General features: G+C 63.8%; 28 protein-coding genes. 17 read left to right on the forward strand and 11 right to left on the reverse strand.

Annotated elements, in window-relative coordinates; translation table 11 throughout:
• Positions 1 to 2: 2 nt before the first annotated feature.
• From AB4Y36_RS33000 to AB4Y36_RS33015, 4 genes are all read right to left on the reverse strand, one after another.
• Positions 3 to 1,070 (reverse strand): ABC transporter permease, encoded by a 1,068-nt coding sequence (locus AB4Y36_RS33000; protein ID WP_342947318.1) that lies wholly within the window; start codon positions 1,068 to 1,070, stop codon positions 3 to 5.
• 63 nt (positions 1,071 to 1,133) lie between these two features.
• Positions 1,134 to 2,696 (reverse strand): sugar ABC transporter ATP-binding protein, encoded by a 1,563-nt coding sequence (locus AB4Y36_RS33005; protein ID WP_368685234.1) that lies wholly within the window; start codon positions 2,694 to 2,696, stop codon positions 1,134 to 1,136.
• Positions 2,693 to 3,352 carry a DUF2291 family protein gene (locus AB4Y36_RS33010; RefSeq protein ID WP_368685235.1) on the reverse strand — a complete coding sequence of 220 codons (660 nt, stop codon included), beginning with the start codon at positions 3,350 to 3,352 and terminating at the stop codon, positions 2,693 to 2,695. The genes AB4Y36_RS33005 and AB4Y36_RS33010 overlap by 4 nt, the downstream gene beginning before the upstream one ends.
• 82 nt (positions 3,353 to 3,434) lie before the next feature.
• Positions 3,435 to 4,373: a D-ribose ABC transporter substrate-binding protein gene (locus AB4Y36_RS33015; protein WP_069266464.1), complete on the reverse strand. Its 939-nt coding sequence runs from the start codon at positions 4,371 to 4,373 to the stop codon at positions 3,435 to 3,437.
• 298 nt (positions 4,374 to 4,671) lie between these two features.
• On the opposite strand from AB4Y36_RS33015, the gene AB4Y36_RS33020 reads away from it, so the two are divergent.
• The 3 genes from AB4Y36_RS33020 (at position 4,672) to AB4Y36_RS33030 (ending at position 7,004) form a co-directional block, all read left to right on the forward strand.
• Positions 4,672 to 5,760 carry a DMT family transporter gene (locus AB4Y36_RS33020; RefSeq protein WP_342947315.1) on the forward strand — a complete coding sequence of 363 codons (1,089 nt, stop codon included), beginning with the start codon at positions 4,672 to 4,674 and terminating at the stop codon, positions 5,758 to 5,760.
• Positions 5,761 to 5,873: 113 nt separating this feature from the next.
• Positions 5,874 to 6,275 carry an SRPBCC family protein gene (locus AB4Y36_RS33025; protein WP_368685236.1) on the forward strand — a complete coding sequence of 134 codons (402 nt, stop codon included), beginning with the start codon at positions 5,874 to 5,876 and terminating at the stop codon, positions 6,273 to 6,275.
• A 309-nt stretch (positions 6,276 to 6,584) separates the two neighbouring features.
• Complete coding sequence (locus AB4Y36_RS33030; RefSeq protein ID WP_368685237.1) at positions 6,585 to 7,004, forward strand: hypothetical protein; 420 nt, start codon at positions 6,585 to 6,587, stop codon at positions 7,002 to 7,004.
• Between the two features lie 175 nt (positions 7,005 to 7,179).
• Here AB4Y36_RS33030 and AB4Y36_RS33035 read toward each other — a convergent pair whose 3' ends face one another.
• Positions 7,180 to 7,491: a hypothetical protein gene (locus AB4Y36_RS33035; RefSeq protein ID WP_342947313.1), complete on the reverse strand. Its 312-nt coding sequence runs from the start codon at positions 7,489 to 7,491 to the stop codon at positions 7,180 to 7,182.
• A 236-nt stretch (positions 7,492 to 7,727) separates the two neighbouring features.
• Between AB4Y36_RS33035 and AB4Y36_RS33040 the strand changes: the two genes are divergently transcribed.
• Genes AB4Y36_RS33040 through AB4Y36_RS33050 form a run of 3 tightly spaced genes read left to right on the forward strand, consistent with a single transcriptional unit; the run spans position 7,728 to position 9,695 of the window.
• Positions 7,728 to 8,360: a TetR/AcrR family transcriptional regulator gene (locus AB4Y36_RS33040; protein WP_368685238.1), complete on the forward strand. Its 633-nt coding sequence runs from the start codon at positions 7,728 to 7,730 to the stop codon at positions 8,358 to 8,360.
• A 58-nt stretch (positions 8,361 to 8,418) separates the two neighbouring features.
• Positions 8,419 to 9,162, forward strand: a complete 744-nt coding sequence (locus AB4Y36_RS33045; protein ID WP_342947311.1) for a Pr6Pr family membrane protein — start codon at positions 8,419 to 8,421, stop codon at positions 9,160 to 9,162.
• A 23-nt stretch (positions 9,163 to 9,185) separates the two neighbouring features.
• Positions 9,186 to 9,695, forward strand: a complete 510-nt coding sequence (locus tag AB4Y36_RS33050; RefSeq protein ID WP_069266458.1) for a DUF1697 domain-containing protein — start codon at positions 9,186 to 9,188, stop codon at positions 9,693 to 9,695.
• A gap of 151 nt (positions 9,696 to 9,846) precedes the next feature.
• Here the strand turns inward: AB4Y36_RS33050 and AB4Y36_RS33055 are convergent, their stop codons facing one another.
• Genes AB4Y36_RS33055 through AB4Y36_RS33070 form a run of 4 tightly spaced genes read right to left on the reverse strand, consistent with a single transcriptional unit; the run spans position 9,847 to position 14,969 of the window.
• Positions 9,847 to 11,139 carry an MFS transporter gene (locus AB4Y36_RS33055; RefSeq protein ID WP_368685239.1) on the reverse strand — a complete coding sequence of 431 codons (1,293 nt, stop codon included), beginning with the start codon at positions 11,137 to 11,139 and terminating at the stop codon, positions 9,847 to 9,849.
• Positions 11,140 to 11,156: 17 nt separating this feature from the next.
• Positions 11,157 to 11,708 (reverse strand): GAF domain-containing protein, encoded by a 552-nt coding sequence (locus AB4Y36_RS33060; RefSeq protein ID WP_368685240.1) that lies wholly within the window; start codon positions 11,706 to 11,708, stop codon positions 11,157 to 11,159.
• 30 nt (positions 11,709 to 11,738) lie between these two features.
• Positions 11,739 to 13,151 (reverse strand): MFS transporter, encoded by a 1,413-nt coding sequence (locus AB4Y36_RS33065; protein WP_368685241.1) that lies wholly within the window; start codon positions 13,149 to 13,151, stop codon positions 11,739 to 11,741.
• A gap of 33 nt (positions 13,152 to 13,184) precedes the next feature.
• A complete protein-coding gene (locus AB4Y36_RS33070) occupies positions 13,185 to 14,969 on the reverse strand; it encodes a gamma-glutamyltransferase family protein (RefSeq protein ID WP_368685242.1) in 1,785 nt (594 codons plus the stop codon).
• Between the two features lie 223 nt (positions 14,970 to 15,192).
• Here AB4Y36_RS33070 and AB4Y36_RS33075 point away from each other — a divergent pair, with 223 nt between their 5' ends.
• Positions 15,193 to 15,843, forward strand: coding sequence for a FadR/GntR family transcriptional regulator (locus AB4Y36_RS33075; RefSeq protein WP_368685243.1), 651 nt, complete (start codon positions 15,193 to 15,195; stop codon positions 15,841 to 15,843).
• Positions 15,844 to 15,870: 27 nt separating this feature from the next.
• Here AB4Y36_RS33075 and AB4Y36_RS33080 read toward each other — a convergent pair whose 3' ends face one another.
• Positions 15,871 to 16,395 carry a heme-binding protein gene (locus AB4Y36_RS33080; RefSeq protein WP_069266453.1) on the reverse strand — a complete coding sequence of 175 codons (525 nt, stop codon included), beginning with the start codon at positions 16,393 to 16,395 and terminating at the stop codon, positions 15,871 to 15,873.
• Positions 16,396 to 16,492: 97 nt separating this feature from the next.
• Positions 16,493 to 17,689 carry an NnrS family protein gene (locus AB4Y36_RS33085; RefSeq protein ID WP_368685244.1) on the reverse strand — a complete coding sequence of 399 codons (1,197 nt, stop codon included), beginning with the start codon at positions 17,687 to 17,689 and terminating at the stop codon, positions 16,493 to 16,495.
• Here AB4Y36_RS33085 and AB4Y36_RS33090 point away from each other — a divergent pair.
• The 10 genes from AB4Y36_RS33090 to AB4Y36_RS33135 all read left to right on the forward strand — a co-directional run.
• A complete protein-coding gene (locus tag AB4Y36_RS33090) occupies positions 17,688 to 17,840 on the forward strand; it encodes a hypothetical protein (RefSeq protein WP_368685245.1) in 153 nt (50 codons plus the stop codon). The two genes, AB4Y36_RS33085 and AB4Y36_RS33090, sit on opposite strands and share 2 nt — an antisense overlap.
• A gap of 339 nt (positions 17,841 to 18,179) precedes the next feature.
• Positions 18,180 to 18,491 (forward strand): DUF2282 domain-containing protein, encoded by a 312-nt coding sequence (locus AB4Y36_RS33095; protein ID WP_069266451.1) that lies wholly within the window; start codon positions 18,180 to 18,182, stop codon positions 18,489 to 18,491.
• Between the two features lie 79 nt (positions 18,492 to 18,570).
• A complete protein-coding gene (locus AB4Y36_RS33100; RefSeq protein ID WP_368685250.1) occupies positions 18,571 to 19,464 on the forward strand; it encodes a DUF692 domain-containing protein in 894 nt (297 codons plus the stop codon).
• A complete protein-coding gene (locus AB4Y36_RS33105; protein ID WP_368685246.1) occupies positions 19,454 to 20,233 on the forward strand; it encodes a putative DNA-binding domain-containing protein in 780 nt (259 codons plus the stop codon). Before AB4Y36_RS33100 ends, AB4Y36_RS33105 begins: the two co-directional genes overlap by 11 nt.
• A 5-nt stretch (positions 20,234 to 20,238) precedes the next feature.
• Positions 20,239 to 20,742, forward strand: a complete 504-nt coding sequence (locus AB4Y36_RS33110; protein WP_083245397.1) for a DoxX family protein — start codon at positions 20,239 to 20,241, stop codon at positions 20,740 to 20,742.
• A complete protein-coding gene (locus tag AB4Y36_RS33115; protein WP_368602221.1) occupies positions 20,739 to 21,380 on the forward strand; it encodes a DUF1109 domain-containing protein in 642 nt (213 codons plus the stop codon). Before AB4Y36_RS33110 ends, AB4Y36_RS33115 begins: the two co-directional genes overlap by 4 nt.
• Before the next feature lie 28 nt (positions 21,381 to 21,408).
• Positions 21,409 to 23,511 carry an NAD(P)/FAD-dependent oxidoreductase gene (locus tag AB4Y36_RS33120; RefSeq protein ID WP_368685247.1) on the forward strand — a complete coding sequence of 701 codons (2,103 nt, stop codon included), beginning with the start codon at positions 21,409 to 21,411 and terminating at the stop codon, positions 23,509 to 23,511.
• A 730-nt stretch (positions 23,512 to 24,241) separates the two neighbouring features.
• Complete coding sequence (locus AB4Y36_RS33125) at positions 24,242 to 25,105, forward strand: SDR family NAD(P)-dependent oxidoreductase (protein ID WP_368602216.1); 864 nt, start codon at positions 24,242 to 24,244, stop codon at positions 25,103 to 25,105.
• A gap of 48 nt (positions 25,106 to 25,153) precedes the next feature.
• Positions 25,154 to 25,591, forward strand: a complete 438-nt coding sequence (locus AB4Y36_RS33130; protein ID WP_368602215.1) for an iron-containing alcohol dehydrogenase — start codon at positions 25,154 to 25,156, stop codon at positions 25,589 to 25,591.
• 16 nt (positions 25,592 to 25,607) lie between these two features.
• The coding region (locus AB4Y36_RS33135) for an iron-containing alcohol dehydrogenase (protein WP_368685248.1) at positions 25,608 to 26,214 on the forward strand (607 nt) is incomplete at its 3' end.

The following is a 26,214-nucleotide window of genomic DNA, read 5'->3' on the forward strand; positions in this document are numbered from 1 at the left end:
GGTCACGCCCCCGTTGCGGCCTGCTTTTGCAGCGCAAAGCGCTGCTGCGCGCGCCGCTGGATCTGGTCGACGACCACCGCCGCCACGATGACGACGCCCTTGATCACCGTTTGCCAGAACGAACTGACACCCATCATGACGAGCCCGTCCGAAAGCATGCCGATCACGAACGCACCGACGATGGTGCCGCCGATCTTGCCGCGTCCGCCCGACATCGACGTGCCGCCCAGCACGGCCGCCGCGATCGCGTTGAGTTCGAATGTCTCGCCGCTCATGGGGTGCGAAGCGACCAGTTCCGATGAAATGATCAACCCGACGATCGCCGCGCAGAAACCGGAAAACATATACACGAACATCTTCACGCGATTCACGCGCACACCCGAGAGCTGGGCGGCGCGCTCGTTTGCGCCAACCGCATAGATCTGCCGGCCGAGCGGCGTGCGCGCGGCAATGTACGCGGCGACCACCCCCACCACGACCAGCAGCCATACCGTGAGCGGGATGCCGAGTATCGTCGCGCTGCCGAGAACCGGAAAGCCGCTGGTACCGTAGGCGGGATTGCCCGTGAGGTTCGGGAAGGTCTCGCCGCCCGAGGACAGCAACGCTGCGCCTCGCGCGATATAGAGCGTGCCGAGCGTCGCGATGAACGGCGCGACGTTCAGCCGGGTGATGAGCAAGCCGTTGATCGCGCCTACCAGCACGCCCACGACCAGCGCCACGACGATCACGGCAGGCACGCTCAGAAAGAGCGTGTACTCGCTGCCGATGGGAATGCCCTTGAGGATGAGCCCGCCCGCCACCATGCCCGTGAGCCCCACGACCGAGCCCACCGAAAGGTCGATGCCGCCCGCCACGATCACGAACGTCATGCCGATTGCGAGGAAGGCGTTGAGCGCGACGTGCCGCGACATGATGAGCAGGTTCTCGATGCTCAGAAAGTTGTGGGCAGCGAACGAAAAGAAAACCACGACCGCGAACAATGCGATGAACGTACGCAGCTTCAGCAGCAGGAGCAGCGGCGCTTCGCTGAAGCTCGCTCCGGGTGCCGTGCTCTTGATGGCCAGCGACATGAATGCTCTCCAGATGAATGCAGGCTAAACGTTGGAACCGTGACGACCGTTGAACGCGCTTGCTCAGGCCGCCTGTTCGTGCGCAGCATGGGTGGCATGCGCCGTCCTGTGCCCGACTGCGGAGGCGGCGACGAGCGCGTCCTGCGTAGCGTCGGCGGCATCGAATTCAGCAGTGACACGGCCATTCGACATCACGAGAATGCGATCGGACAAGGCCATCACCTCTTCGAGATCGGACGTCACGAACAGCACGCCCAGTCCCCGGCCGGCCAGGTCGCGCATGACCTTGAAAATGTCCGCCTTCGCGCCGACGTCGATGCCGCGGCTGGGCTCGTCCATCAGCAGCACTTTTGGCGTGGTCATCAGCGCACGCGCGATGACCACCTTCTGCTGGTTGCCGCCGGAGAGCGAACTGACCGGCAGCCGCCAATCGGCGACCTTGATCGCGAGGTTGCGAATGTAATCGAGCACCGAGCGCTGCTCGCGCCGCGGATCGATGTGGAAACCTCGCGCATGTGCCGCGAGACTCGAGAGCGTCATGTTCTCGGCAATCGACATGATGGGCAGCAGCGCGTCGGCCTTGCGGTCCTCTGGAATGAGCGCAAGGCCCTGCACGACGCGTCCCGCGATCGGCTTGCCGTCGAGCGCCTTGCCGTCGAGCACCACGCTGCCGGTTGCGTGCGCATGCACGCCCAGAATGCATTCGAACAGTTCGGAGCGCCCCGCCCCCATCAGTCCGTAGATGCCGACGATCTCGCCCGCGTGAAGCGACAGCGAGACGTGATCCACGAGCAAGCCGCTGCCCTTGCGCGGCAGCGTGACGTCGCGCAGCGTCAGCACCTCGGCGCCGCGCGTGTGGCCGACGGGGCGCGAAAAGTCCTTCGTTTCGCGGCCCACCATTTGCCGCACGATCCACGGCACGTCGATCTGCGCCATCGGCTGATGGCCCGTGATGAGGCCGTCGCGCAGCACCGTGATGTAGTCGCCGATCCTGACCAGTTCTTCGAGCCGGTGCGAGATGTAGACGATCGACACGCCCTGCGCCTTCAGCTCCGCAATCACGCGAAACAGCACGGCCACTTCCGCCGCGCTGAGCGCCGAGGTGGGTTCGTCGAGGATCAGCACGCGCGCATCGTGGGCGAGCGCCTTCGCGATCTCCACGAGCTGCTGCTGCCCGATACGCAGATCCTCGACCAGCGTGTCGGGGCTGAGGTCGAGTTCGAGCCGCGCGAGCAACTCGCGCACTTTCTCGCGCTGTGCGTCGGCGTCGATATCGATGCCGACACGCGTGATTTCGTGCGCGATGAAGATGTTCTCGGCGATCGTGAGGTTCGGAAACAGGTTGAGTTCCTGAAAGACGATGCCGATGCCGAGGCGTAGTGCCTCTGCGCTGCTAGCCGGTGCGACAGGCTTGCCGTCCAGCACGAGCTTCCCGCTGGTCGGCTGCTCCGCGCCCGCGATGATCTTCATGAGCGTGGATTTTCCCGCGCCGTTCTCGCCCACGAGCACATTGACTGCGCCCCGTCGCACCGAGAAGTTCACACCCTTCAGTGCAACCGTGCCGGGATAGACCTTGGAGACGTCCTCGACCTGGAGGATTACGTCGGCATTGCTGGCGTCGGTCATGACTTGCCCCCGACCGTGACCGCGAGCGGTACGATCTCCGGCTGGTCGCTCGACGAGTCGTACGAGAACGCACCCGTCACCGTAATCGGCTTGCCTTTGAGATCGTTGCGCGGCAGCGGCTTCATGACGTGATTCGCCGCGTACGCATTGAGCGCCGTGCCAAACTGCGCATACTCAATCTGGTTGCGGAAATTGCTGAACGAAATGAAATCGAGCGAATCGCGCAACGTGGTCCCGAGCACCGTCGGACCGATATCGACGATCACGCTCGCCTGCCCGCTGCCGTCGACGTCCACGCCCACGGTGCCCTGGCTCGACTGTGTGTCCACGTCCACGATCGTGCCGCGCAGCGTGGTCGGAAAGTTCCACGGCGCGCCATCGTCCTTGCCGCGGTAGCCGTACTTGTGGCCGGCGGCGTCGGGGTCCGCCTTGATGGCATCGCGCAGCGTCCGATAGTCCACTGCGCGCTTTTCGATGTCGGGCACGATCTTCGTACTCCACATCGACGCCACCATGGCGTTCGGGTCGTAGCCCGCCGACGCATAGTTGTCGTGCGATCCACCCGAGCCCTGCAGGTCACTGTTCTTCACCAGCTTGCAGCCATGCAGCGCACCGCTCGCCACCACGGCGATGACCGCGTACCGAAGCACTCCCATGCATAACCCCATGTGGTTACGGATGTCCTTGCGGAGCGCGCCGCGCCCCGCTCGTGCAATGCTTGTGCTACCGATGCGCGCCTTAACGCAAGGCGAACATGTCGAGCTTGCTGGCGTTCGTCTTCGTGATGAGCGAGCAGTTGATGAGCTGCTTTTCGGGCTTGCCCGTCGCGCCGGTCTTCAGATACTTGTCGGCCTGATCGACCGCGTCGTTGGCCGCTTCGGCCGCTGGCTGCAACACCGTCGCGCGGATCTCGCCACGCTTGATCGCGTCACGCACATCATTGCTGCCGTCGAAGCCCACCACGATGATGTCGTTGCGCTTCGCAGCTTTCAACGCGGCTGTTGCGCCCATCGCCATGGTGTCGTTGCCGGCTATCACGCCCTTGATGTCGGGGTGACTCTGCAGGATCGATTCCATTACCGAATAGGCTTCAGTCTGACTCCAGTTCGCCGATTGACGCTCGACCATCTTCATGTTCGAAAACTGGTCGATCACATCGTGATAGCCCTTCGAGCGGATGCCGGCATTGATATCCGCCTCGCGGCCGACGAGCTCCACGTAGTTGCCTTTCTCGCCCATCGCCTTGACGAAGGCGCGCGCGCCGAGCTGCGCACCCTGGTAGTTATTCGAAACAATCTGTGAGATCGCGATGCCAGTCGCGTTGATTTCACGATCGATCAGGAACGCGGGAATTTTTGCGTCCTTCGCCTTCTTGACTGCGGCGATGGACGCCTCCGAGCCGGCGTTGTCGAGAATGATCGCCTTCGCCCCGCGGGCGATGGCGGTGTCGATGAGTTGTGATTGCTTATTGGCGTCGTCGTCGTGGACCAGCACGATGGTGTCGTAGCCGAGCGCCTTGGCGCGCGCGTTCGCCGTGTCGGCTTCCGCCTTGAAGAAGGGATTGTCGTGAGAGGGGGTGATGATGGCGATGAGATTGGCCGCTTGCGCGACGCCCGCCGTGCCGAGAACCGCAAATGACATCAACGTCGACGCAAGCCAACGCCTGGGTGCCTTCATGATGCTGTCTCCTGTCTGGTTAAACGCCTTTGTCTGACTACAACCAGCTGACGGTCGTGGTTGCCTTTCAACACTCATCACTTATGCCGTCATGATGTCATCATACCAGTAGGCAGGAACTCCGCTATGTTTTTAGATCCAGGGTTTTCTCTCATCTCGCACAAGTGGCAGAATCGGCACTTATCTCCTGCCCAGGTTAAAGATTGATGGGTCCAGGGCCCGCTCGGCGCGCGGCCCGCTTGCGCGCCCATCGCGCGCCTTCTACGCTTTTTATTCCACTTCCTGCTTGCGGCCTGCAATGAAGTCCCATCGGCATACCATCTTCACGGCGCTCCTCGCGGCCGCCCTGTTCGGCATCACCACCCCGCTCGCCAAGGCGCTGCTCGGCAGCGTGTCGCCGTTCATGCTCGCGGGACTCTTCTATCTCGGCAGCGGCTCGGGGCTCGCGGCCGTCCTGGTGTTACGCCGCTTGTCGGCGCGCCGCAGCCATTCAGCCGCCACGCAGGAGCCCGCACAGGACCCGTTGCGCCTGGCCGAGTTGCCATGGCTTGCCGGTGCGATCGCCGCGGGCGGCGTGGCGGCGCCCGCCCTGCTCATGCTCGGCCTGAACACCACGCCCGCCGCCACGAGCGCGCTGCTGCTGAACCTCGAAGGCGTGCTGACGGCGCTCATCGCCTGGGTCTGTTTTCGCGAAAACTTCGACGCGCAGATCGCGCTAGGCATGCTGGCGATCGTGGCGGGCGGCGTGCTGCTCTCGTGGCCCGGCGCGCATGCCGGCGCCGTGTCCGGCATCGCGCCCGGCGCGCTGCTCGTCGCGCTCGCGTGCCTGTGCTGGGCCATCGACAACAACCTCACCCGCAAGGTCTCCACCAACGACGCGATGGTCGTGGCCTGCACCAAGGGGCTCGTGGCCGGGCCGGTGAATATCGGCATTGCGCTCGCCGCGGGCGCGCACTGGCCGGCCTGGCCGGCGGTCAGCGGCGCCATGGCCGTGGGTTTCGCGGGCTATGGCGTGAGCCTCGTGCTCTTCGTCGTCTCGCTGCGCCATCTCGGCACGGCGCGCACCGGCGCCTATTTCTCCGTGGCGCCGCTCTTCGGCGTGGCGCTGTCACTGCTGCTGTGGCCGGAGCGCCCGGCGCTCGCCTTCTGGCTCGCGCTCGCGTTGATGGCGTTCGGCGTATGGCTGCACGTGCGCGAACGTCACGACCACCCGCATACGCACGAACCCCTCGAGCACACCCACGCGCACCGGCACGACGAACACCACCAGCACGAGCACGATTTCGCGTGGGACGGCTCGGAGCCGCACACGCATGCGCACCGTCACGCGCCGATCACGCATAGTCACGCGCACTATCCCGACGTGCACCATCGGCACGCGCATTGAGGGCGGCACGCGTCGCGGTGCTTCCCTCGCAAACGACGTCAAGATTTCCCAGGACCGCCGCGCGTGGCACGCGCACGATGCACTCGCCACACAAAACGAAGGAGACAAGTGCGATGGCTACCGTCTACCGGGACGTTCCCGTTGAAGCCTCGGCGCAAGATGTCTGGGCCGCGCTGCGCGATCCCGCCAACGTCGACCGCGTGTTCGCCGGCGTGCTGACCGATGCGCGCATGGAAAACGACGTGCGATGGGTGACGTTCGTCGACGGCACCGTGATCGAGGAACGCGTGATCGGCGTCGACGATGCCCGCATGCGCCTCGCCTACACCGTGTGCGGCGGACGCTTCGAGCATCATCACGCGACGCTTCAGGTGATGCCGGACTCATCCGATTCGCCCCAACGTTGCCGCGTGGTCTGGATCAGCGACTTCAAGCCCGACGAGCGGATCCAGATGGTCGAGCCGCTCACGGATGCGGGCTGCGCGGCGCTCCAGCGCAATCTGGCCCGGAGTTGAGGGTGGCGGCCGGGCGGAAGTCGTCTACTGTCTGAAAAGACGCAGCACGCCCGCCCGCGCTTCTGCGCCGCGCGTCCTGGAGGCCGGTGTCGCTCATGTCAATGGTCGGATTCTTTTGCGGGCGCGCGGGCCAAATTCGATTGCGGTTGCCGGGCTTGACAGTTAGTTGCGCAAATAAGGCGCAGCCGGACTGACAAAAGGCACAACCCAGGCGCCGAGCCGCCGCGAAACACACTGTGCGACGGCGCCCATACCGGCACGCCAATTGCGGTCACAATAGTGTCAGATGAGTCGACACCGGGAGCCGCAATGCGGGTAGGTAAATTAACGTTGGCCGTGCGCTGCATCGCCGTCTGCGCGGGCCTTGCTGGAACGCCCGCGGCACACGCCGCCGGCACCTTCGACGGCGACTGGAACGTGACGCTCACGTGCCCCAAGGGCGTCGGCGACACACCGGCTTACCGATATCAATTCCCCGTCGAAATCCAGCAAAACGTCCTCCACGGAGAACACGGCGAACGGGACGCGAGTGGCTGGCTCACGCTGGACGGCAAGCTCGAACCGGACGGTTCTGCCACACTCGTCGCCCAGGGCCTGACTGCCACATCGCCGCACGCCAACAATCGAGCGCCCTATTCGTATGAGGTCAGCGCACAGTTCGACGCGACTTCAGGCAGCGGCTCGCGCACGACCGCACGCAAATGCGACTTTGTGTTCGTAAAGGAATGACTGGCGAGGATGGCTGGCGGCCTGAGCGAATTGGCGCCAGAAAAGAAAAAGCCCGCTGAGAGAGCGGGCTGAATCCATATCAGGAGGAGACATGGAGGAGACGAGCTAAGTATAGGGTTTTCCCCTAATCTGCGCAACTGCTTTTTTCACGAGCTTGCCGCGGCCTGTTTCGACCTCAATCGGCGCGCTTCTCCCGCTGAACCGCGCCGAAATGGAACGCAAGAAAAAGCCCGATGACGAGCGCGCCCGCGAGCAGCGCCGCGACGTCCTCGCGCGTTGCAGGTTGCTCGAGACGTCCAGCGCCCAGCGCGATTGCGATCGCGATATTCACGAAGCCCCAAACCACGTTCACGATGGGCGACGAGTCGCCCCGCCCTCGGGGACGGGCGAAGGGCGTGGGAAAAGGCAGCCCCTGCAGGCCGGAAGCCAGATGTGGAATCGCGTTGCAAAAGAACGCGCCAGCGAAAAAGAGCCACACGTACGGCATGTCATAACCTCGAACGTTCAAACGGGAAGGGGCAGCGTGATGGCGGCAACGGCGGCGATCGCCGCCGCGCCGAAATGCGAGGACAGCCTCGCAAATCATGGTAGTGGGTAGCCTCTCATAAGTCAATTGATCGGCGAGCGGTCGGCACACACCTTCTTGCGTCTGGCCGACAAAGGCATCCCGCGTGCTAATATGCGAGGAACTCCTCTCATATCCTCGCATTTGAAAATAACGCCATGACGTCATCCACACCCGTTGCGGAAGCCGCTCGCGGCATCGAGCCCAAACGCGAAAGGGGCCGCCAGCGCGTGGCCGCGATCCAGGACGCCGCTGTCGCCGTTTTCACGGAGAAGGGTTACGACGCCGCCACCATGACCGAAATTGCGGCGCGCGCGTCGACGGCGATCGGTTCGCTGTACCGCTTCTTCCCGACCAAGGAGGCGTTGGCCGAAGCGCTGTTGCTGCGTTACGCCCAACAGGCGAAGAACGGACTCGCCGAACTGGAGCAACAGGTTCCGGAGATGACGCTCGCGGCCGTCGCCGATGCGCTCGTCGATTTCATGCTGCTGTTGCAATCGCAACGCAGCTTTGCCGTTGCACTCGTCGACGCCCGCAGCGGCAGCGACGACCATCGCAGGCGCTTTCGCGAAGCGATGCGCGGCGGCGTTGCCGACATCCTGAGCCGCGCGATCGCGCATCTGAAGCCGGCCAAGGCAAAAGTCATGGCGATCGTGCTGATTCACATGCTCAAGGGCGTCGCCAGCATCGCCAACGAAGAGCCGTCGGCGCGCGCCGTGCTGATGGCCGAACTGCGCGATCTCGTGCGCCTGTATCTCGTTGCGGCTGCGCAGCGCGCCGACGGCAAATAGCCGCCACCGGGAAAAGCGGCTTCAGGCGCGCATGATCTTTGTGCGCTACCATCGCTGCATGTCCGAACCACCGCTACCCGCACGCGCGGCTGCCGTGCCGCTTGCCGACACGGCGCAGCCCCCAGGCCCCTATGCCACCGCATTGGCGGCTGTGATCGCGCTGCTCGCCTGGGGGGCGCTCGCCGCGCAAACCGACATTACGATCCAGCGCATGGTGCTGCGCGGTTTCGACACGTTCGAGGCCATCGGCAGGCTTTCGGCCTACCTCACCAATCTCACGGTGCTGCTCGTTGCGCTCACCTTCACCTGCATCGCACTGCGCGTGCGCACGTGGCCGGCACGCTTGCTCCGCGCTCCGGGCAGCGTGAGCGCGGTTACGGTGTATATCGTCTTCGTTGGCATTGCTTATAATCTGCTGCTGCGGCATCTCTGGACGCCGCACGGTTATCGCGCGCTGCTCAACGAGAGCCTGCATAGCCTGATCCCGCTGCTATGCGCCGCGTATTGGCTCCTGTTCGTGCCGCGCTTCACCCTGACTGCTCGCGACCGCCTCGCCTGGCTCGTCTATCCGCTGGGCTACCTTGCCGTCACCTTCTGGCGCGGCAGCGAGACTGACTTCTATCCCTATCCATTCATCGACGTCGCTCAGCTCGGCTATGCACATGTGCTCGTCAACAGCGCCTTGCTGCTTGCCGCCTTCATGGTGCTGATGACGGTCTTCGTGACGATCAACGCACGCAGGCGCCCTGCCGTCGTCGCAAACGAGGCCCTCGCCGTCACCGACTTGCGGCGCCCTGACTAACTCCTGGCTTCCCGATCGAACCCATGCCCGTCTATATCGCCCTGCTACGCGCCGTGAATGTCGGCGGAACCGGCAAGCTTCCCATGCCCGAACTTCGGGGCATGTGCGAAGCGCTCGGGTTCGCGCAAGTGCGTACCTATATCGCGAGCGGCAACGTGGTGTTCGAGAGCCGGCTGGCCGAAGCATCGGTGAAAAAGAAGCTCGAGCAGAGCCTCGAGGCTTATGCAGGCAAACCCGTCGGCGTGGTGGTGCGTACGGCTGCCGAATTGGCCGCCGTATTGCATGACAACCCCTTTCCCGCTGGCGCGCCTGATCGCACTGTCGCGATCTTTCTCGACACGCCGCCGCCCTCGGACGCGTTCGACAACGTGAGCGGTCAGCAGGCCGAAGAATTCCAGCTGGGCGAGCGCGAGATCTACGTGTTTTACAAGGACGGTATCGGGCGCTCGAAGCTCAGGATCGCTGCGGCGAAGGCCGGAACCGCGCGCAACATGAATACCGTGGCGAAGCTTCTGGAGATGGCGCAAGCGTAGGCTGCCCTTTTAAGCACGGCCCAAGCCCCTACTTCAACGACCAAAAGAGCGTTGTATCGTGAGTTACGAGCGGAGTTTTTTCAGGCCGGTGTTAGCGTAGCGTAAATGCAGCGACGCATCGCAGTCGATACAATGTGTGTCCCACTACGCGTCACCCTTTTCCAGTCGCCGGCGTCAACGTCCCCTGCCGAGCCTCCCCACTCGCCTGCGCCGGATCGCCTTCGCTCGTATCGTGCAGGCGGTCCGGGATGAACAGCGCCATCACGCCGCTCAGGAAAAACACCGCGCCGACCACAAGAAAACCCATGCCGATCGAAAACTGCGTAGCGATATAGCCGATCACAATAGGCGCCGCGCCCGAACAGAAGCGTCCCACGTTATACGAACCGCCCACCGCCGTGCCGCGAATGCGCGTTTCGAAGCTCTCCGACATGAACGTCCCGATCGTGCCCAGCGGCACGCCGTAGAGAAAACCGAATACGAGCATCAGCCACGCAATGTTCTCGCGGGTATGGAACAGCACGATCACGGGAAGAAAGACAGCAGCACCGATACAGCCCAGCACATACACGCCGCGCCGGCTCCAGATGTCACCCAGCCAGCCCGCCACGATCTTGCCGATGAACGCCACGACCCACGTCGCGGTCATGTACCCCGTCATCGAGCTGAATTTGATATGCAATTCGCTTTCCAGATACGTGGGCAACCAGTTGTTCAAGCCATAGAACCCTGAAAGCGCAAACACGGAAGCGAGCGACCAGAAAATGAACATCCTGCGTGCCTCGCGGTCCGCGAAAATCAACGCGTAGCGGTTGTCGTGCCAGCGGCGGCCGCTCGGGCGAGCCGCGGCCTCGCTCATGCGCCAGCTCGGCGGCTCGGGCACGAAGAAGTGAATCGCCAACGCGAGCAGCACGGGCGCCGCCGCGACATAAAACAACGTGCGCCAGCCGTAATGCGGCAGGATCCACGTGCTGAGCGCGATCACTGTGATATAGCCTGCGGAGATCGCCGTTTGGAGCACGCCGAGTATCAGCGAGCGTCGCGCCATGGGTACGTATTCGGCCACGAGCGTACTCACCAGCACCATGCAGCCAATGCCCATCGAGCTGAAGAAGCGCACGACCGCGAATTCCAGGAAGGTGTGCGTGAAACCGAGCAGCCCCGCGCCCACCGAGAACAGCACCATCGCCCAGACCACCACTCGCACGCGCCCGAGCGAGTCGCTCGCCCAGCCGCCAAGAATGCCGCCAATCGCCATGCCGAGCAGCGTCAGGCTGCCGAGCGCACCCGCCTCGACATTGGTCAAGCCGAATTCACTCTTGATACGCGAGAGCGTGAGGCCGTACATCATGACGTCGGCACCGTCGACGAGCAGCGCGAGATAGCCGAGCGCGAAGACAAGTAGCCAGCGATTGGCGGTTCCGGTGGATGTCGTTGTGTTCATCGACAAGGGTCCTGCGTTCAGAGACTTGCATGGGCCGCAAAAGACATGCCATGTGCGACGAGCGCGGGCGCGAGAAACGCGCCGAGCAGCAGGCCCGTTTCTTCGTGTTGCGCGGTGTACCAGCCCTCCACGTGCGTGAGGTTCATCGTCCCGACGCAGCGGCCGTCATAGGCAACCGGTATGTTCAGTATCGAGCCTAGCCCCATCGCCGTCATTACCGCGTGATCGTCGAAGGCTTCGCGCAGCCCCTCTGGCGTCGTGGCGCGAAACGGTTCGAGATCCGAAAGAATGCGCTGCGCCCAGGGCGTGCCGCTTTTCCGCTTGCGTCCGCCCGGCGGGTAGACGTCGGGCATGTTCGTGAACATGCGCTCCATTTCCTGGTTCCCGGCGTCGTAGGCCATGATCGTGAAGAGGCGAAAGCCGATGGCTTCGGCGGCGACGGCGCACACTTCGCGGAAAATCGCGTCCGGTTGCCCGGGCTGGCGAATGACGTGCGAAAGACGCTCGAGCGCGGCAAGTTCGCGTTGGAGTGCGTAGGGTTCGTTCGCGAGGGAAAGGGGCGTTTGCATGGGGCGTACGAGAGTGAGAGTGGCGCGTGCTCAGCCTCGCAGCCCGTCGCGGGCAAGCGGCTTGTGCGCATCGAACTCCGCCTGCGCGCCGCTCGCCTCGATGTCTTCGAGCGAGCGATTGCGGGTTTCGATGCCGAGGAAAAACACGACGCAAGCGCCCGCCAGCAGCACAGCGGTCGTCATGGCGAACACGCCGAAGAAGCCGAACGCCGGATACACGAGACCCACCAGAATGGGCGCGCTTACCGAGCCGATGCGACCGAACGAAGACGAAGATCCCGTGCCGGTCGTGCGTACGGCCGTCGGGAATACCTCCGGCGTATAGGCATAGACGCCCGCAAATGCGCCATTCATGAAGAACGAGAGGCACACGCCCGCCACCGTGATCTGCACGCCCGTATGCGAGAAAGCCAGCGCAATCGCGGCGAGCCCGCCAAGCGTCATGTAGGAGGCCACGACGCCCTTGCGCCCGATCCGCTCATTGAGCCACGCCGCCGAGAAATAGCCAGGAATCTGCGCACCGTAGATGGCAATCGAATAGCCGAAGCTCCTGGTGAGCGTTAGGCCTTCCTTGACGAGCAGGCTAGGAATCCACGAGAAGAACGAGTAATACGCGAAGGCCACGGAGAACCACATCAGCCAGCTCACCGCCGTCGTGCCCACGAGCCGGCGCGAAAACAGTGTCAACACGTTTTGCAGCGCACTGCCGCTGCCCTGCGCGGCGGCGGGAATCGCGCCCACCGAGCCGAGCGGCGCCAGCGCAATGCCCTCCTGCTCGTAGCGCGACTCGATCGCCCGCACGATGCTGTCGGCTTCGGCGGAGCGTCCGCGGCTTTCGAGCCAGCGCGGCGACTCTGGCAACGTCCTGCGCCACCAGAGCAGCATCACGACCGGCAGCGAGGTCAGCACGGCGAGATAGCGCCAGCCGTCCGCGAAATTGCGCACGACGGTATAGCCAAGAATCGACGAGCTTAGATATCCGAACGACATGAATCCGACCAGCGCGCCGCAGAACATGCCGCGATAGCGTCGCGGCACGAATTCCGCGAGGAACGGTGCGATGACGACCGTTTCTGCGCCCGAACCAAACCCCGCGAGCATGCGCAGCGCGAAAAACGTATGCCAGTCGTGCGACGTGGCGCTCGCCATGGATGCGGCGCAGTAGATGGCTAGCGCGCTCATCATGATGCGGCGGCGGCCAATTACGTCGGCCAGCACGCCCGAGAGAAACGCGCCGAAAAAATAGCCGATATACGTACTGCTGGCGACGAGTCCCGTTTCGGCGCTCGTCAAATGCCATAGCTTGCTCACGACCGGCAGCAAAAAGGCGAGCGACGAAGAGTCCAGCCCGTCGAACATATAGCCGAGCCCGCCGATCAACAGCAGTTTGCGATGGAAGCCCGCGAGCGGCAGTCGTTCGAGTCGGGCGGCGACGGTGGACATGGTGGGTCGGTTCCGGTTGAGCGTGGCGCGTGGTCAGCGGCCGATCGCATAGGCCTGCATCTGGCGCGGCGTGGCCGCGCCGCGCATGAGCCCGTTGCGCACGCCCACCGCGCACACGCGCCCGAGCCCCCATGGCTCGGCCACCGTGAGATCGTGGCCGCGCGCGCGCAATTCGGCGAGCGTGGCTTCGGGAAAGCGCGACTCGGCCGACATCTTGCCGAGCTGCATCGAGCGCGGATAAAACGAGCCGGGGAAATGCGCGGTCTGGAACGAGGGGGCATCCACGGCGGCCTGCAGGTTCATGCCCGCATGCACGTGCCTCAAGAACAGCTGCATCGACCATTGATCCTGCTGATCGCCGCCCGGCGTGCCGAACGCCGCATAGGGCTTGCCCTCGCGCATGACGAGCGTGGGCGAGAGTGTCGTGCGTGGACGCCGGCCCGGCCCGAGCGACGAAGGCAAGCCCTCTTCCATCCAGAACATCTGCGCGCGGGTGGTGATGTTGAAACCGAGGCCGGGGACCGCCGGCGACGCCTGCAGCCAGCCGCCCGACGGCGTGGCCGAGACCATGTTGCCCCAGCGATCGACCACGTCGAGATGAACGGTATCGCCGCGCAATTCGGGCAGCGGTGCGAACGTCGGCTCGCCCTGCCCGAAGCCGCCCGGCTGCTGGCGCCCTGCGTTGGCGAGGATGCGCGCCGCGCGCGCTTCGCTGTCGAGAAGCGGCCCGGGGCGGAATTCGAACGAGGCCTTTTGCGGATCGACGAGACGGCGGCGCGCGTCGTTGTACGCGTCGCTCAGCAGCGTTTGCATCGGCACGTCGGCAAAGTGCGGGTCGCCATAGAACACGTCGCGGTCGGCAAACGCGAGCTTCGACGTTTCGATGACCGTGTGCACGAAATCCGCACCGAACGGATCCATCGCGTCCAGATCGAAGCCCTTGAGCAGCGCGAGTTGTTGCAGGAACATCGGCCCCTGGCCCCACGGTCCTGTCTTGTGCACGCGCAGGCCCGCGTAGTCGTACGAGAGCGCTTCCTCGTAGGTGGGCTCCCAGCGTGCGAGATCGTCCGCATCGAGCAGGCCGCGATTGCGAAGACCGGAGGTGTCGAGCACGTCGGTCGAGCGGAAATACTGGTCGATCGCGTCGGCCACGAAGCCGCGGTAGAACGCCGAGCGCGCGAGTTCGCACTGCTCCGCGCGGTCGCTTTTCGCGCTCGCCTCCCGCAGGATGCGGCGGTACGTGGCGGCAATGGCGGGATTGGCGAACAACGCGTTTGGAGCGGGGGCGTCGCCGTCGCGCAGCCATTGCTCGGCGGAGGTCGTCCATTCGCTGAGGAAAAAGTCCTTGATCGCGAGAATCGACGCGCACATGCGCGGCAGCACCGGATAGCCGTTCTCCGCGTAGCCGATCGCGTAGCTCAGCACGTCTTCGAGCGGCAGTTGCCCGTAGTCACGCAGCATCATCATCCATGCACCGAACGCGCCGGGCACCACGGCGGGCAGCAGGCCGGTGCCCGGCACGACTTCGAGCCCGAGCGCGCGCATGCGTTCGATCGTCATGGTCGCCGGCGTCACTCCCTGGCCGCACAGCACGCGCACACGGTCTTCCCTTGCGCTGTAGAACACAACGGGCAACTCGCCGCCGGGGCCGTTGAGATGCGGCTCGACGATCTGCAGCACGAAGCCGGCAGCAGCAGCCGCATCGAACGCGTTACCGCCCTTCTCGAGCGCCGCCATCGCCGACGCGCTGGCGAGCCAATGCGTGGACGCCACCATCCCGAAGGTTCCGATCAGCTCCGGACGCGTTGTAAACGACATCATCCACTCCCTGGGTGAAAGGTTCGGCCTGTAGTCGAACCTTTTGAGATTGGTTCCAAAACCCTTCACGATCAGCATACGAAGGAAGATTTTTGGCTGCACCCCGTGTTAACCCTGTACATCTACGGAGAACCGTAGATTACGTCGATTTGACGAGCGCACGGTTGCGCGGCGCAGCACAACTGATAGAATCAAACCAATTCATATTGGTTCACGCTACATCATGGAAAGGTCCGTGCTCGACAGTCTGCTTGCCTACATCGCACAGCACCGCTTGAAAGACGGCGACGCGTTGCCTCCCGAACGCAAGCTCGCCGAGGACCTCGGCGTGAGCCGCCGCGAACTGCGCACGGCGCTCGCCTCGCTGGAGGCATCGGGCCGGATCTGGCGCGGCGTGGGCCGCGGCACGTATCTGGGCGCGCGGCCGCTGAAGTTCGCGCCCACGCTGCGCGGCCTGCGCTCGCGTACGAGCCCGGCCGACATCGCGGAGATGCGCCTCATGTTCGAGCCGGCATTAGCCGGGCTTGCCGCCGCCAAGGCCACGCCCGAGGATCTGGCTGAACTGGAGAAGTGCGCGAAACGGAACGCGACGGCAAAAAACGATGAGGAGTGGCAACTATGGGACCAGCGCTTTCATCTGCTGATCGCACAGGCCTCGCGCAATCCCGCGATCATTGCCCTGATGGAAGTGATCAACGGCATGCGGGTCAAGCCGACCCAACGTGAAAAGACCACGGATCAGGCCACGCGCCATCATTTCGCACAGCAGCACCAGTCCATCGTCGAGGCAATTCTCGCGCGCGACGGCGAAACCGCCGCGCGTTGCATGCGTGAGCATCTGCTGAAGGTCCAGGGGTACGGCTCGCCGCATTGACGGAAGAAGCTACGGCGTTCCGCGCGCTTACTTCACGGTGGAAGCCGCCGCCTTGCACGTGACGGCATCCTGTTCGCCCGTGCCGCCGCTGCAGCCGATCGCGCCGATCACCTTGCCGTCCTCGACGAGCGGAAAGCCGCCGGGCGAAGCCACGAGGTCCGGCACGAGCGTGGCAACGTAGGCATGACCGCTCTCGAACTGGTTATAGAAAACGCGGGTCTCGCGGCGAAAGCGTGCGGACGTGCGCGCCTTGTTCTGCGAAACCTCGACAGAGGCGTATTGCGCGCCATCCATACGCTCGAAGGCAACGAGATCGCCATGCGGATCGACCACGGCGATGTTCATTTTCCAGTCGTGCCTGCGTGCCTCGGCTTCAGCAAGCGCAAGCAGATGCTTCGCCGCATCAAGCCCGATAGGCGAACCGTAAGGAATGTCGTAAGGCATGCGCTCGGGCACGGCAGCCGCTGGCGGTGCGGAAGCTGACGTTTGAGCCTGCACAGAGGTTACAAAGACGAGACAGGCCGCGCCTGCGATCTGAACAGAGTGATGCATTGCACACCCTCCTTCATCGGCGGGCCAAGGCGTTACGCGCGTGCAGCCCTTGCCAGTCAACATACTCGCGCGATACGCCTTGTGCAAGGCCGATGAATCAGCCCTCCTTACCATCGACACGCGGCGCCACCAGCCAGCCTGCGTAGCGATAACAATAGGCTGCGAACGCAACGACCCAGCACGCGCCCGACGCTTCGATCCAGAACGCGAGCCACTGCGGCGCGAGCCAGGGTCCCGCCACGCGAATCAGCGCGGCAAGCACGAGCAACACATAACAGGCGATATCGAGGCGTCCCGCCACCAGTTTGCGACCCGTGTGTCCGCGCGCCGTGCGTGTGATCATCGCCATGATCGCGCAGCCGATAGCGCCCACCGTGAACGCGTGAATGGCGAGCGTATGCGCGACCGAACCCATTGCTGCGAGCGCGAGCAGCACAAAGCCGACGGGTATCCATGCATAGGCGATGTGCAGGATAGTCAGGATCGGCCGGTTGCCGACGCGCCACGAACGCCAACCCCAGATTCGCGTACCTTGTGCGCACGCCGCCGCGAGCGCGGCGATCGCAACGAGCACGCCGGAGCCGAGCGCGGCGTCGAGCACGAACGCCAGCGCGCTGAGCGGCATCACCACGCGCTCGACCGCGTTCCAGCGCTGTGCCGCGTAGCCGGGCACGGCATTGGCCGTGAACGACGGGATGATGCGCCCGCCGATGATCGTGATGAACAGCACGAGCATGCCCACGGCGAGATACGCGCTGTGCAGCGCCCAGTCCGCGCGGCCCGCCAGCATCGAAAGATGGAACACCACATTCAGCGCGGCGAGCATGCCGAGCGCGACCGGCAAGAAGATGTTGTGGCTGTTCCTGGCGCCGATGAGCACGCGCAGCAGCACGAGCGCGCATGCGGGGAGAAAGAGGCTGTCGACCACGGCGGCGACGCCGGACGGTGCGTAAGCGACGGTGATGCGCCCCGCGAGCCACAACAGCCACAGCGCCGCCAGCGACTTGCCCTGCGCCGGCGTGATCGACGTCCACGCGCGCACGGCGGTCAGCAGAAAACCCGCCACGATCGCCGCGCCGAAGCCGAAAATCATCTCGTGCGCGTGCCAGAACATGCCCGGCAGGTAGGAACTGAGACCCGGCAACGGATGGCCGGCATACGCGGCCATCCAGGCCAGCAGCGCCGCGCCGCCAAAGAGCGCGCCACCAAGGTAGAACGGCCGGAAGCCGAGCGCCCACAGCGCGAAACCGCCGCGGGCCGCGGGGGTGGGTTCTTCGATTCGAAAAACGGTCATGATCGCTCTCGCCAATACATTCATTTTAAATGCATCTTATATGGACTGGCTGAGAATTGCCGCTGGGAAATTGAATGGTGCGGCACAAAAGCAATTGAAAAGTCTGCGAAAAAACCCGAAAACCGGCGTCGGGCGTGGACAATCGACATGAAAAACTGAAAGAGCGGTGTAATGTCGCGCCCCATTCCCTCCTCAAAGACAGCCTGGATGGTCGTCTCCCATTTTTGTTACTCGCTGAACGCCTTCGCCCTAAAACGTCGACCGGGATCAGGTCATCCCACCCGATTCGGCGATTGCGCATCCCGGTTACAAGCTGAAGTGCTTTTTTTGCGCGATAAAGCTTGGCAGAGCTTGAAAGGGTTTTGCTCTCCCCCTCCTTCGAAGCTTCGCGCAAAAATAAATCGATCGCTGTAACCGGCCCACTGCATCGCGCGAATTAGCTGGTGTATCCGCGACGGATACCTCAAATCTCAATCACTGGAGAACGTCCATGTCCGCAAAGACCACTGTTAGTTCCGCCCTGCTTGCAGGCGCCGTTGCCAGCCTGCTGGCTTCAGTCGCACATGCCGCACCGCTCACGAAGGAAGAGATGAACGCCGCCGTCGCCGCGCACAAGGAGAAGTGCTTCGGCGTCGCGCTGAAGGGGCAAAACGACTGCGCCGCCGGTCCCGGCACGACCTGTCAGGGAACCTCGACGGTCGACTTCCAGGGCAACTCGTGGAAGTTCGTTCAGGGTGGCACCTGCGCGAGCATCGTCGTGCCAGGCGGTGGCCACGGCTCGCTCACGCCGATCAAGTCCTGATCGCTACGACCACGAAAGAGAGGGGACGGTCATGAGCACTCCCATGCAATCAGCGGCGCGGTCCGGCCGTCCCCTTCGCATGGCGCCCGGCGCGGCTGCGCTAGCAGGCACGAGCTACAAGCATGAGCATCTCGCGGCGATTCTCGAAGACGGTCTGCAGGACGGCTTCTTCGAGGTGCACGCCGAGAACTATATGGGCGCAGGCGGTCCGCCGCACCGCGCATTGAGCGCGATCCGCGAGCGCTATCCAGTCTCGCTGCATGGCGTGTGCATGTCGATCGGCGGACCGGACCGGCTCGACGCCGGCCATCTCGCGCGCTTTGGCGAGTTGGTCGCGCGCTACGAACCCGCACTCGTTTCCGAACACCTCGCGTGGTCTTCGCACGGCGGCACGTTCTTCAACGATCTGCTGCCACTGCCTTACACGAAGGCGACACTCGATAAGGTCTGCGATCACATCGATCAGATGCAGGCAGCCATTGGACGTCCTATGCTGCTCGAGAATCCGTCGACTTACGTGGCATTCGCCTCGTCGACGATGAGCGAAACGGAATTCATCCGTGCGGTCGCGCAGCGCACGGGCTGCGGGCTGCTGCTCGACGTCAACAACGTTTTCGTTTCAGCGACCAATCACGGTTATCCGGCACACGCGTACCTCGCGGACTTTCCTCTCGAATACGTCGGCGAGATTCACCTGGCCGGCTACAGCGAGCAGCACGACGACGAGCATGCGCCACTGCTCATCGACAGCCACGACCGCGCCGTCGCCGATCCGGTCTGGGCGCTCTACCGCGACGTGATCGCACGCACCGGACCCATACCGACACTGGTGGAATGGGACAGCCAGTTGCCTGCGTGGCCCGAACTGCGCGCACAAGCATTGGCGGCCCGGCGCATCGCTTCCGAATTTTTTCGCAACAATACATCGGAGTCCGATACATACCTCATGGAGCGTGCCAGCCATGAAGCCTGAGCCATCCGCGAGCGACTACGCGACGGCCTTCGCGCCGGGACTGACGAACCCCGACCTCGCCGCACCGAATGGTGTCGTGGCGGCGCACGGCAAGGGCGTCGTGAAGCGCTACAACGTCTATCGCAACAACGTCACGGTCAGCCTCATCGATGCGCTGGCCGCGATCTATCCCGCCGTGCAGCGCATCACGGGCGTCGAGTTCTTCCGCGCGATGGCGCGCTGTCACGTGCGCGCTACGCCACCGGCTTCGCCGCTCCTGTTCGAGTACGGACGCGATTTTCCGTCGTTCATCGAAACCTGGGAGTACGCGTGTGACATGCCGTGGCTTGCGGATACGGCACGCATCGAGCGCGCGTGGCTCGACGCCTATCACGCCGGGGACGCCACACCGCTTGCGGCTGACGCATTCGCGGGCGTCGATGCGGATTCGCTAGCGCAACTGCGCTTTGTCCCGCATCCGGCTACTCGCATCGTGCGCTCGCGCTACCCGGCCGCCGCGATCTTCGCGATGAACCGGACGCCCGGCCCCGTCACCCCGCTGCATTCGAGCGATGCGGAAGACGCGCTCGTCACGCGGCCCGATTACGACGTGATTGTCTCGCGCCTGCCCGCGGGCGGCGCTGCGTTTCTGCTCGCACTCATCGAGGGCATGCCGCTCGGCGCCGCCGCGCAGGCAGCCTTCGAGGGGAGCGCCGCCTTTGACCTGCCGGCCAGCCTGGCCGCAATGATTTCGGCCGGCGTGTTCGCCGCCGTTCAACCAGGAGCGTAACCATCATGCAAACTCGACAGGACTCCAGACCGTCTTTCGCGGGCAACGTCGCGCACGCGATCGGGTGCGCCCGGCGCTTCATCGAACGGCTCGCACAACCGTCGTTCGTGCAACTCGTGCTGCGCATTGCGCTTGCCGTGCCTTTCTGGAAATCGGGCATCCTCAAGTGGCACGGGTTCCTGCAGCTCAACGACACGGCCATCGATCTCTTCACCGACGAATTCAAGCTCCATCTGCCCGGCGGTCCGTATCCGTTTCCCGCGCCGGCCCTCTTCGCGTTCCTCTCCGCGTGCGGCGAGGTCGGTTTCCCGGTGCTGCTCGTGCTCGGGTTCGGCACGCGCTTCGCGGCCGCAGGATTGCTGCTGATGACCTGCATCATCGAGTTGACGGTGCCGGACGGCTGGCCGATCCACATCACGTGGGCCGCCATGGCGCTCGGCATCGCCGCCTGGGGCCCCGGCGTGATATCGATCGACTACCTGCTCGGAGACCGCGCGTACCGGTCATGAAAACGCGAGAGCTGGTCACCCGGCTCGCGAGCGACGTGTCGCCCATCGAGCGCAACGCCGGCCCAAGGCGGCTCACGCGCGCACTGCTGCACGGCCTCGCCGGTAGCGCGGCCCTGCTGGTTGCGCTGTACGGCGTGCGCAGCGACATGCCCGAGCTGATCCTCACGACGATGTTCTGGGTGCGCCTCGCGTTCCCGCTCGCGATCATCGCCGCGGCCGTGGCGCTCGCCGAGCGGCTAGGCCGCCCCGGCGCGCACCTCAGGCTCGCGGGGCTCGCGGCGGCGCTGCCGGTGGCCTCCATGCTGCTCGCCGCCGGCAGCGTTCTGCTGGCGACGCCGCCGGGCTACCGGCTCGAGTTGATGCTCGGCACGACATGGCGCACGGCGACGGCGAACGTCGTGCTGCTCTCGCTGCCCTCGCTCGCTGCGATATTGCGCGCGATGAAGCAGCTCGCGCCGACGCGCCTCGCCCTGGCCGGCGCAGGCGCGGGTCTGCTGGCAGGCGCGCAGGGCTTGCTCGTCTACTCGCTGTATTGCTCGGAGATGGCGGTCCCGTTCTGGGGAGTCTGGTACGTGCTCGCCATCGTCATCACGACTGCAGTCGGCTCGGCCGTCGCGCCGCATTGTCTGCGCTGGTGAGATTCGCGTCGACGCCGCATGCGCCGTGATGGATCGTTCGAAAGGGTGCCGTATGTTCTGGAACGCCTTCAAACCGCTGATCCGCTTCGCGCCCAAACTACGTGCGCTTTGCATGCCGTGGCTGCTTCTTGCCACTCGCGTCTGGTTTGGGCAGGTCGTGCTCGTGCATCAGATCATGACCATGGCGCAAGGCAATCAAGGCGGCACAACCGCCGCCGGATTGCATGCGCCGTCCAGCGTGGAGGCAGCGCTGCACGGTATCGTGCCGCTCCTGCTCACCGCTGGCCTGCTGACCCGGCCCATCGCGCTTGCGTTGCTCGTTGGCGGCTACGGATCGATCGCCCTCGGCCCGGACGGCACAACGCTTGTTTTGCTCGCCTGGCTGGTCGTGCTGGGTCCGGGAACATTCTCCCTCGACGCGATGTTGGCGCGAGGCCTGGCGTGGGCGCCGCTTGGGCCGGCCCGACAGGTCAGCAAATGCTATGAGCTGATCGAGCGGTATGTGTCACCTGTGCTCCTGCTCGTCTCGCGCGCAGGCATAGCGGCGTCGCTCAGTCTCGCCTCCGCATTGACGCCTACCCTATTCGGGCAGGCTGCCCATCAAGGTCTGGCGGCACTGTTCGCCTACCCCTCATGGGTCGCTGCGCTGCTCGCATTCTGCATCGCCTTCGGCTGCATGACGCGGCCGGCGATGTTCATCTATGCCGCCATGGTTCCACTCGCTGGCATCGCCATGTCCATGGACGACCGGCTGGCCATGCTTCTCCTGCTGCTTATGTTTGTCGCCACGGGGCCCGGCGTCATCTCGGTGGATGATTGGCTCGCCCGCTGGGTGCTCGACCGCCCGGACAAAGAAGAAGGCACGCTGGACGAGTGTCCGCATGTCGTGGTGGTCGGCGGCGGCTTTGGCGGGATCGAGACCGTTCGCGGCCTGCGCAATTCGCGCTGCCGGATCACCCTCATCGACCAGCGGAATCATCATCTGTTTCAACCGCTGCTCTATCAGATCGCGACAGCAGCGTTGTCGCCCGGCGAAATCGCGACGCCGATCCGGAGCCTCTTTCGTGGCCAGCGAAATGTCCAGGTCCGTCTGGGAAGCGTCACAGGCATCGACACCGCCGCCCGCGAAGTGCTGATCGGCGCAGCCAGCCTCAAATTCGACTATCTCGTACTCGCGACCGGCGCGCGTCACAGTTACTTCGGCAACGATCACTGGGCGCCTTACGCGCCCGGGCTCAAGAGCATCGAGGACGCGACCTCGATCAGGAGCCGTCTGCTGCGGGCATTTGAAGAAGCGGAAACGGCCGCCGACGAAGCAGCCCGTGCCGCGTGGCTGACGTTCATCATCGTCGGCGGAGGACCGACGGGCATCGAACTGGCCGGCGCCATCGCGGAACTGGCGCACCACGGGATGGATCAGGAATATCGCACGATCGATCCGTCGACCGCGCGCGTCATTCTTGTTCATGCCGGCCCTCGCGTTCTGCCGACGTTCCCGCCTTCCCTGTCTGCCGCCGCGGAACGTTCCCTTCGCAAGCTGGGGGTCACGATCTACCTCGATACCAGGGTGCTGGGCGTCGATCAGGAGGGCGCCGACCTCGGCAAGGATCGCATTGCATCCCGAACCATCTTGTGGGCTGCCGGAGTGGCAGCGTCTCCGGTCGCCCGATGGCTAAACCAGCCAGAGGACGCGTCCGGACGAATCAAGGTGAACGACGATCTCTCCGTTCCGGCCGCAGAAGGCATTTATGCGATTGGCGACGCCGCTGCGAGTCTGGGCTGGAACGGAGCAGCGGTGCCGGGGTTGGCGCCTGCCGCCAAACAGCAGGGAAGATATGCAGCGCGCGTGATCGACGCACAGCTTGCGGGTCGCCGTCCGCCTCCGCCGTTTCGATACAAGCATTTCGGCAGCCTGGCAACGATCGGGCGTCAGGCCGCGGTGGCAGAAATCGGCCCCATCCGCATGTGGGGTGCGCCAGCGTGGTGGTTCTGGGGCGCCGCACATATCGCGTTTCTCACCGGAGGGCCGAACAGGGTGAAGGTCATGCTGGATTGGCTCTGGGCCTATGTCACCTACCGACGCAGCACGCGACTCATTACCGATCCGGCTTCCGACAGACCGTCGAGTTGATATCCGCTGTGCGCCCACCTCGGGCGACTGGCAATCAAAGCGTCACTGGGTCGAGTGACGGTTGAGGGTGGCTCGCGGGCAGCATATGGGTTAGGCCGTAGGCGGCCATGAACAGACACTGGGCGTCGGTTCGGCGCGGACATTCTAACGGCGGCACCGGCCCAAGTAACGGACACTTGCTACCGCTTCCCAAAAAATTACCTGATGATCAGCACAACCATCCCATGCGGTTATTGCGCCAGGCGCGCGGCGTCATGCCGAAACGCCCGACGACGAACCAGTTCGTGAACGTCCCCTGATGCGCATATCCCACAAGGCCCGACATGCCCGACACTCGTCCGATCGGAAAGCACGAGTTGCTCATGAAGCGCACGGCGAGTTCGTACCGGACTGCTCACTCTCACTAGTCTTCCGTGGTGAGCGGGCGAAGCGGCAGCGAACATACGCACGCGAAGAGTCGTCGGCCACGATCTGCGGTAGACACTCGCTCGGCAACACAATGCCGGGTTCGCAAATCGGCGCCACGAAATATCCGTAGAGCGTTACGACGTTCATCGTTGCATCGCCGCGCATTCGGACCGGTCGGGAACGATACGCCTGACGAGGCAAAAGCCGATTATGCGAAATTCAATGGGTCTGCCTCCGTAGCATGACTCGAGCAAAACAGTCCCCGGAACTCCCGAGGCGATTCAATCGCAAATTTGCACGTCGCCAAGCATGCGTTTTATGAATGCTCGCCGACGAAAAATGTCGTGCAAGCTCCCTGCACCGTACCGAATCCTGCTCGGCTATCCTCATTCCCGGTTCGTATCTCAAACTTAAAAAGGAGACAACAATGTTCGACCTTTCAGGAAAGGTGGCGGTCATTACGGGTGGAGCGAGCGGCATTGGGCTCGGCATCGCTCGCGGCGTGGTTGCGGCTGGTGCGCGTGTTGTGCTGATTGGTCGCGATCGATGGAAGGGCCGTGCTGCAATTGAATCGCTGTCAGGCGGTAGTGCAAACGGCCATTTCATTCAAGCCGACATCACGAATCATGGCGAGTGCACCAAGGCAATCGAGCAGGCCGAGCAGCATTTCGGGTGTCTAAATATCCTTGTGAACAACGCTGGCATGAATATCCGCAAGCAAGGGCACGAGCTAGGCGCCGAGGAATGGCACCAGATTGTCGATACGAACCTGAGCGGCGCGCATTTCTGCGCTCAGGCTATTTATGGTGCGTTCACGCGCGCAGGTGGCGGCAAGATTATCAATATCGGCTCGATGCTCTCCCTGTTCGGCACGACCTACGGTTCGGCCTATGCGGCCAGCAAGGGCGGAATCGTGCAGCTCGGCAAAGCGTGGGCTGTTGAATGGGCACCTCATAACATTCAGGTCAACACGTTGCTGCCTGGCTGGATCGAAACCGATCTGACCGCCGAGGCGAAACGGCTTTTCCCTGACCTCGAAGCGGGCATCTTGAGCCGCACGCCTCAGGGGCGCTGGGGCAAGCCCGAGGACCTTGCCGGCATTGCAGTGGCGCTCTGTTCAAGCGAATGCGACTTCGTGACTGGCGCGGTCATTCCGGTAGACGGTGGATATTCGGTTCAAGGTTAGCCGATTCTTTTTGACGCTGCCATATCAAATACAAAGGAGACACCCAGCATGACCAGCGCTTATGCCGGGCCCGGAAAATATATCCAGCGCGCGGGTGAGATCTCGTACCTTTCACAGCACGTTGCACCGTTGGGCCGCAACGTGCTCGTTCTGATCGATCCGTTTCTGTTCGACCGCTTCGGCAGTTCACTACAGCGCGATCTCGAAGGTGCCAAGCTGTCGGTACATCTGGAGAAGTTCGACGGCGAATGTACTCTGGCTGAAATCGCGCGCGTGGCCGCAATCGCCAGAGGCAAGGAGAGCCAGATTCTCGTGGGCGTCGGCGGGGGAAAGACAGCAGACACCGTCAAGATTGCGGCATTCGAAGCCAACGCGCGGACCGTCATCGTTCCGACGATTGCGTCAACGGACGCACCGTGTAGCGCTGTCGCCGTCCGCTATACGTCTGAGGGCGTATACGAGGGGTCCGCGCGGCTTGCCTCGTAATCCCGATCTGGTCGTAGTGGACACCAGCATTGTGGCGAGTGCGCCAGTACGCTTTCTCGTCGCAGGAATCGGCGATGCGCTATCGACTTGGTTCGAGGCACGTTCGAACCTGGAGTCGCGAACGAACAACTACGTCGCGGGAGGGTTCCCTCGGACAGCTGCTGGTATTGCCACTGCGCGAGCCTGCCACGATGTGCTGATCCGAGACGGTCTGAAGGCAAAGCAGGCGGTCGAAGCCGGTCTCTGTACCACGGCAGTCGAAAACGTCATCGAAGCTAATACGCTGCTCAGCAGTATCGGCTTCAAGAACTGCGGATGCTCCGCAGCACACGGCATGCATGGTGGACTGACTGCCCTAAGCGAAACCCACGGCATGCTGCACGGCGAGAACGTCGCGTTCTGGACGCTATGCCTGCTCATGCTAGAAAATCGCCCGATCCAGGAAATCGAGGAGATGATCCGGTTCTGCGAACAGGTCGGGCTTCCTACGACACTAGCCGAACTAGGGCTGACCGGCGACCTGCGGTACTACGCGAACCGGATCGCCGAGGCATCGCTCGCTGAAGGAGAATCTACCCACGCGTGTCCCGTCGATGTTTCCGTGGCCCTCGTGAGTGATTCGA

Origin of the sequence: Paraburkholderia sp. BR10936 (assembly GCF_040965735.1) — a bacterium.
Taxonomy (GTDB): Bacteria; Pseudomonadota; Gammaproteobacteria; order Burkholderiales; family Burkholderiaceae; genus Paraburkholderia; species Paraburkholderia nodosa_A.

Bases quoted from the DNA above. Each gene is read 5' to 3' on its own strand.
- AB4Y36_RS33005 (WP_368685234.1), bottom strand. From the start codon at position 2,696: ATGACCGACGCCAGCAATGCCGACGTAATCCTCCAGGTCGAGGACGTC.
- AB4Y36_RS33115 (WP_368602221.1), top strand. From the start codon at position 20,739: ATGAAAACGCGAGAGCTGGTCACCCGGCTCGCGAGCGACGTGTCGCCC.
- AB4Y36_RS33035 (WP_342947313.1), bottom strand. From the start codon at position 7,491: ATGCCGTACGTGTGGCTCTTTTTCGCTGGCGCGTTCTTTTGCAACGCG.
- AB4Y36_RS33075 (WP_368685243.1), top strand. From the start codon at position 15,193: ATGGAAAGGTCCGTGCTCGACAGTCTGCTTGCCTACATCGCACAGCAC.
- AB4Y36_RS33060 (WP_368685240.1), bottom strand. From the start codon at position 11,708: ATGCAAACGCCCCTTTCCCTCGCGAACGAACCCTACGCACTCCAACGC.
- AB4Y36_RS33065 (WP_368685241.1), bottom strand. From the start codon at position 13,151: ATGTCCACCGTCGCCGCCCGACTCGAACGACTGCCGCTCGCGGGCTTC.
- AB4Y36_RS33025 (WP_368685236.1), top strand. From the start codon at position 5,874: ATGGCTACCGTCTACCGGGACGTTCCCGTTGAAGCCTCGGCGCAAGAT.
- AB4Y36_RS33120 (WP_368685247.1), top strand. From the start codon at position 21,409: ATGGATCGTTCGAAAGGGTGCCGTATGTTCTGGAACGCCTTCAAACCG.
- AB4Y36_RS33010 (WP_368685235.1), bottom strand. From the start codon at position 3,352: ATGGGAGTGCTTCGGTACGCGGTCATCGCCGTGGTGGCGAGCGGTGCG.
- AB4Y36_RS33070 (WP_368685242.1), bottom strand. From the start codon at position 14,969: ATGTCGTTTACAACGCGTCCGGAGCTGATCGGAACCTTCGGGATGGTG.
- AB4Y36_RS33055 (WP_368685239.1), bottom strand. From the start codon at position 11,139: ATGAACACAACGACATCCACCGGAACCGCCAATCGCTGGCTACTTGTC.
- AB4Y36_RS33105 (WP_368685246.1), top strand. From the start codon at position 19,454: ATGAAGCCTGAGCCATCCGCGAGCGACTACGCGACGGCCTTCGCGCCG.
- AB4Y36_RS33095 (WP_069266451.1), top strand. From the start codon at position 18,180: ATGTCCGCAAAGACCACTGTTAGTTCCGCCCTGCTTGCAGGCGCCGTT.
- AB4Y36_RS33000 (WP_342947318.1), bottom strand. From the start codon at position 1,070: ATGTCGCTGGCCATCAAGAGCACGGCACCCGGAGCGAGCTTCAGCGAA.
- AB4Y36_RS33110 (WP_083245397.1), top strand. From the start codon at position 20,239: ATGCAAACTCGACAGGACTCCAGACCGTCTTTCGCGGGCAACGTCGCG.
- AB4Y36_RS33030 (WP_368685237.1), top strand. From the start codon at position 6,585: ATGCGGGTAGGTAAATTAACGTTGGCCGTGCGCTGCATCGCCGTCTGC.
- AB4Y36_RS33020 (WP_342947315.1), top strand. From the start codon at position 4,672: ATGAAGTCCCATCGGCATACCATCTTCACGGCGCTCCTCGCGGCCGCC.
- AB4Y36_RS33090 (WP_368685245.1), top strand. From the start codon at position 17,688: ATGATCGCTCTCGCCAATACATTCATTTTAAATGCATCTTATATGGAC.
- AB4Y36_RS33050 (WP_069266458.1), top strand. From the start codon at position 9,186: ATGCCCGTCTATATCGCCCTGCTACGCGCCGTGAATGTCGGCGGAACC.
- AB4Y36_RS33125 (WP_368602216.1), top strand. From the start codon at position 24,242: ATGCTCGCCGACGAAAAATGTCGTGCAAGCTCCCTGCACCGTACCGAA.
- AB4Y36_RS33085 (WP_368685244.1), bottom strand. From the start codon at position 17,689: ATGACCGTTTTTCGAATCGAAGAACCCACCCCCGCGGCCCGCGGCGGT.
- AB4Y36_RS33130 (WP_368602215.1), top strand. From the start codon at position 25,154: ATGACCAGCGCTTATGCCGGGCCCGGAAAATATATCCAGCGCGCGGGT.
- AB4Y36_RS33080 (WP_069266453.1), bottom strand. From the start codon at position 16,395: ATGCATCACTCTGTTCAGATCGCAGGCGCGGCCTGTCTCGTCTTTGTA.
- AB4Y36_RS33015 (WP_069266464.1), bottom strand. From the start codon at position 4,373: ATGAAGGCACCCAGGCGTTGGCTTGCGTCGACGTTGATGTCATTTGCG.
- AB4Y36_RS33100 (WP_368685250.1), top strand. From the start codon at position 18,571: ATGGCGCCCGGCGCGGCTGCGCTAGCAGGCACGAGCTACAAGCATGAG.
- AB4Y36_RS33045 (WP_342947311.1), top strand. From the start codon at position 8,419: ATGTCCGAACCACCGCTACCCGCACGCGCGGCTGCCGTGCCGCTTGCC.
- AB4Y36_RS33040 (WP_368685238.1), top strand. From the start codon at position 7,728: ATGACGTCATCCACACCCGTTGCGGAAGCCGCTCGCGGCATCGAGCCC.